Genomic DNA, 2,037 nt, shown 5'->3' on the forward strand with positions numbered 1-2,037 from the left:
CATGCTTGACGAGTTTGATGCAGACGAAATCCAGCAATTATCAGTGGCCTACAACAAATTTGAAAACATCATAACCCAAACACCCACCATTATGCAGTTGGTACCAATGGTGGCAGGTGAGTCGAACAATATAAACCATTATTGGGACTATATTTATGAACCTGATGCGCAAGAAGTTTTAAGTGCGTTACTGGTGCGTTATATTGAAGCTTTAGTTTATCAAGGCTTGATTGAAAATATTGCTTGTGAGCAATCTTCGCGCATGATTGCAATGAAAAGTGCGACTGATAATGCAAGTGATATGGTTAAAGAATTAAAGTTGATTTACAACAAGGCAAGGCAAGCGGCAATTACACAAGAAATTTCTGAGATTGTTAGTGGCGCTGCTGCTGTTTAAAGTTTAAAAAGGAAAAGTAAAATGAATACAGGAAAAATTACACAAATTATTGGTGCGGTTATTGATGTCGAATTCTCAGTAGACAGTATGCCAAAAATTTATGACGCCTTAAAAGTGTCAGAAACAGGGTTGACCTTAGAAGTTCAGCAACAATTGGGTGACTACGTAGTACGTACAATTGCCATGGGCGGTTCTGAAGGCTTAAAAAGGGGTTTGAAAGTTACCAACACAGGTGGGCCTATTAAGGTTCCTGTTGGCGTTAAGACATTAGGGCGTATTATGAATGTGCTGGGAGAGCCGATTGATAATGCTGGCGACATTGGTCAAGAAGTCAGCTGGGCTATTCACCGAAGTGCGCCTGCTTATCATGAGTTGGCACCTGCAGCAGAATTATTAGAAACAGGTATTAAAGTTATTGATTTAATTTGCCCGTTTGCCAAAGGTGGTAAAGTTGGTTTGTTTGGTGGTGCTGGTGTTGGGAAAACTGTTAATATGATGGAGTTAATTCGTAATATTGCGATTGAGCATTCTGGTTATTCAGTATTTTCAGGTGTGGGTGAGCGTACTCGTGAAGGTAATGATTTTTATCACGAAATGAAAGAGTCAAATGTGCTTGATAAGGTGTCTTTAGTGTATGGTCAAATGAACGAGCCACCGGGAAACAGATTGCGTGTGGCTTTAACAGGACTAACTATGGCAGAATACTTTCGTGATGAAGGTCATGATGTATTATTGTTTATTGACAATATTTATCGTTATACACTTGCAGGTACGGAAGTATCGGCACTATTAGGTCGTATGCCATCAGCAGTGGGCTATCAGCCAACATTGGCAAGTGAGATGGGTGCATTGCAAGAACGTATTACTTCAACTAAAAAAGGCTCAATTACTTCAATTCAAGCAGTATATGTACCTGCAGATGATTTAACTGACCCATCGCCAGCAACTACATTTGCTCATTTAGATGCAACGGTTGTATTATCACGTCAGGTAGCAGAATTAGGAATTTATCCTGCGGTAGACCCACTCGATTCTACTTCGCGTCAATTAGACCCATTAATCGTGGGAGAAGAGCACTATAATGTAGCTCGTGGCGTACAAAGCGTTTTGCAACGTTACAAAGAATTAAAAGACATTATTGCGATTCTAGGCATGGATGAGTTATCGGAAGAAGACAAGCATTCAGTTTCTCGTGCTCGTAAAATTCAACGTTTTTTATCTCAGCCATTTTTTGTGGCAGAAGTCTTCACTGGTGCGCCAGGAAAATATGTATCTCTTAAAGACACAATTGTTGGATTTAAAGCCATTCTTGATGGTGAAATGGATGATTTCCCAGAACAGGCATTCTACATGATAGGTTCAATTGAGGAGGTTCGTGAAACCAATAAGGAGGGCTTATAAATGTCAACTATTCATGTTGATGTCGTTAGTGCAACAGAATCTCTCTATTCGGGTGAGGTATCGTGTGTATTTGCGCCCGCGTCCACAGGTGAGCTAGGTATTTATCCAAAACATACGGCACTTTTATCAATCTTAAAACCAGGTGAAGTTCGAGTAGAAACTGATAAAGGTGTAGAGTCTATTTATATTTCTGGTGGCATTATAGAAGTCCAACCAGATGTTGTGACTATTTTTTCTGA

3 protein-coding genes are annotated in these 2,037 nt (G+C 39.9%); all 3 read left to right on the plus strand.

Annotated features, from left to right (window positions below; translation table 11 throughout):
- Positions 1-397: F0F1 ATP synthase subunit gamma (locus BOW51_RS10140; protein ID WP_174564755.1), on the plus strand; the 397-nt coding region annotated here is incomplete at its 5' end.
- A 21-nt stretch (positions 398-418) separates the two neighbouring features.
- The gene (atpD, locus tag BOW51_RS10145) at positions 419-1,798 is read left to right on the plus strand and encodes a F0F1 ATP synthase subunit beta (RefSeq protein WP_011738374.1); all 1,380 of its coding nucleotides are present in this window, start codon (positions 419-421) and stop codon (positions 1,796-1,798) included.
- Positions 1,799-2,037: ATP synthase F1 subunit epsilon (gene atpC, locus BOW51_RS10150; protein ID WP_078477610.1), on the plus strand; the 239-nt coding region annotated here is incomplete at its 3' end. It lies immediately after the preceding gene.

The sequence above is a fragment of the Solemya elarraichensis gill symbiont genome, assembly GCF_002021095.1.
In the GTDB taxonomy this organism is placed as follows: Bacteria; Pseudomonadota; Gammaproteobacteria; order Chromatiales; family Chromatiaceae.